This window comes from Trebonia sp. (assembly GCF_049794275.1).
Classification (GTDB): Bacteria; Actinomycetota; Actinomycetes; order Streptosporangiales; family Streptosporangiaceae; genus Trebonia.
Genome location: NZ_JBARCR010000218.1, coordinates 1 through 4,784 on the forward strand (window position 1 = coordinate 1; position 4,784 = coordinate 4,784).

The window sequence follows — 4,784 nt, forward strand, 5'->3', positions numbered from 1 at the left end:
CGCGATGACCCACCGGCTCATCCTCTTCGACCTGATCGTGGGCGGAGCGATCGTCCTGGTGCTCGCGGCCGTCGGCATCGCCGTCGTGCAGGCCAACCTGCGCCCGCTCAACGACATCGAGCTGACCGCCAGCCAGATCGCCAAGGGGCACCTGAACCACCGCATCCCCGAGCGAGACCCGCGCACCGAGATCGGCAGCCTCGGCCGCTCGCTCAACGCGATGCTCAGCCAGATCGAGACCGCCTTCCACGCCCAGGAGGAGTCCGAACAGGCCGCGCACCGCTCCGAGGACCGCATGCGCCGGTTCATCGCCGACGCCAGCCACGAGCTGCGCACCCCGCTGACCACGATCCGCGGCTTCGCCGAGTACTACCGCCAGCGCGGCGGAGTTCGAACAGGTCAAGATCAAGTATCCGGAACGTCCCCGGCCGACTCCTCGGCGCCAGATAGCCCTGCCGCCGAGGACGGCCTGACCCCGCGGGATCTCGACCGCATCATGCGGCGCCTCGAGGCGGAGGCCTCCCGGATGGGCCTGCTCGTCGAGGACCTGCTGACCCTGGCCAGGCTCGACCAGCAGCGCCCGCTGAACCTCGCGCCCGTCGACCTGCTCACTCTCGCGGCCGACGCGGTGCAGGACGCCCGGATGGTGGCACCCGGCCGGCCGATCGACCTCAGCGTGGCGCCCGGCGCCGCGTTCCTGGTGGACGGCGACGAGGCGCGGCTGCGGCAGGTGATCGGGAACCTGCTCAACAACGCGCTCACGCACACCCCGCCGGACACCCCGGTCCGGGTCAAGATCGCCTCGGGCATGCTGGATCACGCCACACCCGCCGTTGTGCTCGACGTCGAGGACGACGGACCGGGCATGGAACGCGACCAGGCGCAGCGGGTCTTCGAGCGGTTCTACCGCGCTGACCAGGCCAGGAACCGCGCGTCCGGCGGCACCGGCCTCGGGCTGGCGATCGTCTCCGGGCTGGTGGCGGCGCACGGCGGCACCGTGTCCGTGCGCACCGCGCCAGGCGAGGGCGCCGACTTCCAGGTCAGGCTGCCGCTCTCCCCCGGCGCCAGGGTAGGGGAGCCCGGCGACGCCGACGACGATGGAGACTCGCCGGCTAGCGCTCGGTAGCGGCCGCCCCCACGACGTCCCGCAGCTGGCTGACGATGCGCGCCATGCCGGTCTCGAGCATCGTGAGCACCCGGGCGAAGTCCGCCGGGCTGCCGCCCCACGGATCCGGCACGTCCGCGCCGTCCAGGCCCGCGACCTCTCCGAACAGCCTGATCCTCCGCATGGTGCCCGGCGCGGCGTCGTCCTGCCGCGCGAGGGCGCGCAGGTTCGCGAGGTTGGAGTTGTCCATGGCGAGGAAAAGGTCGCGTTCGGCCAGCCAGGACGCGTCGAACTGGCGGGCCCGGTGCGCGGCGCCGTCGTAGCCGCGCCGTTCCAGCTGCCTCCTCGCCGGCGCGTTCATTGGGTCCCCCACGTGCCAGTCGCCGGTTCCCGCGCTGTCCACGATCACTCGGTCCTGCAGGCCCGCGGCGGCGAGCTGGGCGCTGAGCACGACCTCGGCCATCGGAGAGCGGCAGATGTTGCCCAGGCACACGCAGCACACCCGGTACGGCCCTGACGGGTTCCTCGGCGGCGGCAACGGCGGCGACGTCGCGGCGGATTCAGGCGGCATGCCACTAAGCATGCCCCAGCTTCACTGGCGGTTCAGCCGGCGCTGTTCGCTTCGCACCAGGCCGCCGCCGATGATGAGCCGCTGGATCTCGCTGGTGCCCTCGTAGAGGCGCAGCAGCCGCACGTCGCGGTAGATCCGCTCGACGGGCACCTCGCGTATGTAGCCGGCGCCGCCGTGGACCTGGACGGCCTTGTCGGCGACCTGCCCGGCCATCTCGGTGCAGAAGAGCTTGGCGACCGAGGGGGCGATGCGGCGGTCCTCGCCGGACTGGTACTTGCGGGCGCACTCCCGTACCAGCGCCTCGCCGGCGAGCACGCCGGTCTGCATGTCGGCCAGGTGCGCCTGGACAAGCTGGAAGTCGCCGATGGCGGTACCGCCCTGGGTGGCGGTGACGGCGTACGCGACCGACTCGTCGAGGGCCCGGCGGGCGGCGCCGACCGCGACCGCGGCGATGGTCACCCGGCCGCGGGCCAGCGACGACATCGCGGCCTGATAGCCGACTTCTTCTGAGCCGCCGATGAGCGCCGCGGCCGGCACGCGCACATCGGTCAGCGTGACATCGGCGGTCCAGGCGCCCTCGTGGCCCATCTTGCGGTCGTGCGGGCCGACCTCCAGGCCGGGGGTGCCGGCTGGCACGAGGAAAACGGCGATGCCCGGATCGGCGCCCGCGGCCTCGCGGGTGCGGGCGAAGACGACGAACAGCCCGGCGATCGGCGCGTTGGTGATGAACCGCTTGGCCCCGCTGATCACCCACTCGCCGGAGTCGCGGACGGCGCGGGTGCGCAGCCCTGCCGGGTTGGAGCCGGCGCCGGGCTCGGTGAGGGCGAAGGACGCCACGACCTCGCCGGAGGCGAGTCGCTCGAGCCAGGCGGCCTTCTGCTCGTCGGTGCCGAAATTGACGAGTACCTGCCCGGCGATGCCATTGTTGGTGCCGAACATCGAGCGCAGCGCGAGGGACGTGTAGCCAAGCTCCATCGCCAGCTCGACGTCCTGGACGAGGTCGAGGCCGAGGCCGCCCCACTCCTGCGGGATCGCGAAGCCGAAGAGGCCGAGTCCGGCCGCGGCCGCCCGCAGGTCCGCGGGCAGGGCATCGGCCGCCATGATCTCGTTCTCCCTGGGCATGACCCTGGACCTGACGAACTCGCGGGTCGCGCGCAGGATCTCGGCGAAGTCCTCAGGCGAGACCTGGGAACGGGCAGGGGCTGGCGCGGCTGAGGTCATGACATCTCCCTGGCGTAGCGTGCGCGCAGGCCGGCGATCAGCTGCTCCAGCGCGAAGTCGAAGCTCTCCCTGTCCACCTCCGCGGCGCGTGCCGCCAGCCGGTGGGCCTGCCCCAGGTGCGGGTAGCGGTCGGCGTACACCTCGGGGTCGGCGGCGAATCCCTCGGCGAAGGAGCCGAGGGCGGCCCCGAAGACCAGGTACTTGGCGGCGGCGCCGATCATCGTCGCCTCACGCGGCGGCCAGCCGGCGGCGACCAGGCCGCCCTGGATGTCGTCGGCCCGCTGCAGCGCGTCGGCGCGGCGGCCAGGCGCGTGCGAGAGAACCGGCACCAGCCTTGGGTGCGCGGCCAGCGCGGCCCGCAGCGAGCGGGCCCAGGCACGAACGCCAGGCTCCCAGCCGCTGCTGAAGGCCGAGGTGTCCACCTTGGCGAGGATGTCCGCCGCCACCGCCTCAAGCAGTTCGTCTTTAGTCGCGTAGTGGAAGTAGAGCGACGCCGCGCTCACGTCCAGCGCGGTGGCGAGCCGGCGCATGCTCAGCCCCTCAAGCCCTTCGGCGTCGACGAGCGCGAGGGCCGCCGCGCGGATCCGCGCCTGGTCCAGCTTGGCGGTCGTCGGGCGTGCCATCGGCTCTCCCGTTCTCCCTGGCTGGTGACGTGGGCTACGATTTCATTTAATCTAACACTGTTCGATTAAAGCGTCGCCAGTGTGACGGTGGGAGGGACCAGCTATGCGCCGTGCGGTCTTTGATGAGGATCACGAGTCGTTCCGTAAGACCCTGCGGGCCTTTATCCAGGCCGAGGTCGTCCCGCACTACCAGGAGTGGTACGAGGCGGGCATCGTGCCGCGCGACTTCTACTACAAGCTCGGCGACCTGGGCATCTTCGGTATCGAGGTGCCCGAGGAGTACGGCGGGGCCGGCATCTCCACCTTCAAGTACTACGCCATCGAGGCCGAGGAGACCACACGGGCCGGTGTCTCGTTCGGCGGCTCCGGCGTCCACGCGGGCCTGTGCCTGCCCTACCTGCTGAAGCTCGGCACGCCAGAGCAGCTGGCCGCCTGGCTGCCGGGGTTCGTCACCGGGGAGACGATGTTCGCGATCGCCATGACCGAACCGGGCACCGGCTCTGACCTGGCCGGCATGCGCACCACCGCGCGCAAGTCGGCCGACGGCAGTCACTACGTCCTCAACGGGGCCAAGACCTTCATCACCGGTGGCGTGCACGCCGACCGCGTCATCGTCTGCGCCAGGACATCGCCATCGCTGCCTGACGACCGCCGCTTCGGCATCTCGCTGCTGGTGGTCGACACCAAGTCCCCTGGCTACTCCGTCGGGCGCAAGCTCGACAAGATCGGCCTGCGGGTCTCCGACACCGCGGAGCTCACGTTCTCCGACGTGATCGTGCCCGCGGGGGACCTGCTCGGCGAGGAGGACAAGGGATTCTCCTACCTCGGCCAGAACCTCCCGCAGGAGCGGCTCAGCATCGCCTACGGCGCCTACGCGCAGGCCGCCGCCGCCGTCAGGTTCGCTGTTGAGTACACAAAGCAGCGCACCGTGTTCGGCAAGGAGGTCGCGTCCTTCCAGAACACGAAGTTCGAGCTGGCCGCCTGCCAGGCCAAGGTCGACGCCGCCCAGGCCGTCGCCGACCGCGCGCTCGAGGCGCTGGACGCCGGCGAACTGACCCCCGCGGAAGCGGCGTCGGCGAAGCTCTTCTGCACCGAGACCGCCTCGGAGGTCATCGACCGGTGCCTGCAGCTGCACGGCGGCTACGGCTACATCAACGAGTACCCGATCGCGCGGCTGTACGCCGACAACCGGGTCAACAGGATCTACGGCGGCACCTCCGAGGTCATGAAGACGATCATCGCGAAGAACATGGGACTGTGACCG

General features: G+C 71.0%; 5 protein-coding genes. 2 read left to right on the forward strand and 3 right to left on the reverse strand.

Annotated elements, in window-relative coordinates; genetic code table 11:
* On the forward strand, positions 1–1,126 hold a 1,126-nt coding region (locus tag WA805_RS06290; RefSeq protein ID WP_425241863.1), incomplete at its 5' end, for a sensor histidine kinase.
* Here WA805_RS06290 and WA805_RS06295 read toward each other — a convergent pair.
* From WA805_RS06295 to WA805_RS06305, 3 genes are read right to left on the reverse strand one after another with little or no spacing between them, the layout of a single operon-like run.
* Positions 1,113–1,676 (reverse strand): low molecular weight protein-tyrosine-phosphatase, encoded by a 564-nt coding sequence (locus tag WA805_RS06295; RefSeq protein ID WP_422279668.1) that lies wholly within the window; start codon positions 1,674–1,676, stop codon positions 1,113–1,115. The genes WA805_RS06290 and WA805_RS06295 overlap by 14 nt on opposite strands.
* Before the next feature lie 21 nt (positions 1,677–1,697).
* A complete protein-coding gene (locus WA805_RS06300) occupies positions 1,698–2,897 on the reverse strand; it encodes an acyl-CoA dehydrogenase family protein (RefSeq protein ID WP_424558783.1) in 1,200 nt (399 codons plus the stop codon).
* Positions 2,894–3,520 (reverse strand): TetR family transcriptional regulator, encoded by a 627-nt coding sequence (locus WA805_RS06305; RefSeq protein WP_425241864.1) that lies wholly within the window; start codon positions 3,518–3,520, stop codon positions 2,894–2,896. The genes WA805_RS06300 and WA805_RS06305 overlap by 4 nt, the downstream gene beginning before the upstream one ends.
* A gap of 103 nt (positions 3,521–3,623) precedes the next feature.
* Here WA805_RS06305 and WA805_RS06310 point away from each other — a divergent pair, with 103 nt between their 5' ends.
* On the forward strand, positions 3,624–4,781 hold the full coding sequence (locus WA805_RS06310) for an acyl-CoA dehydrogenase family protein (protein ID WP_422327112.1): 1,158 nt from the start codon (positions 3,624–3,626) through the stop codon (positions 4,779–4,781).
* Positions 4,782–4,784: the final 3 nt, after the last annotated feature.

What these genes read in the sequence shown, in the direction of transcription:
- WA805_RS06295 (WP_422279668.1), bottom strand. Translation starts at nt 1,676, where the DNA reads ATGCCGCCTGAATCCGCCGCGACGTCGCCGCCGTTGCCGCCGCCGAGG.
- WA805_RS06300 (WP_424558783.1), bottom strand. Translation starts at nt 2,897, where the DNA reads ATGACCTCAGCCGCGCCAGCCCCTGCCCGTTCCCAGGTCTCGCCTGAG.
- WA805_RS06305 (WP_425241864.1), bottom strand. Translation starts at nt 3,520, where the DNA reads ATGGCACGCCCGACGACCGCCAAGCTGGACCAGGCGCGGATCCGCGCG.
- WA805_RS06310 (WP_422327112.1), top strand. Translation starts at nt 3,624, where the DNA reads ATGCGCCGTGCGGTCTTTGATGAGGATCACGAGTCGTTCCGTAAGACC.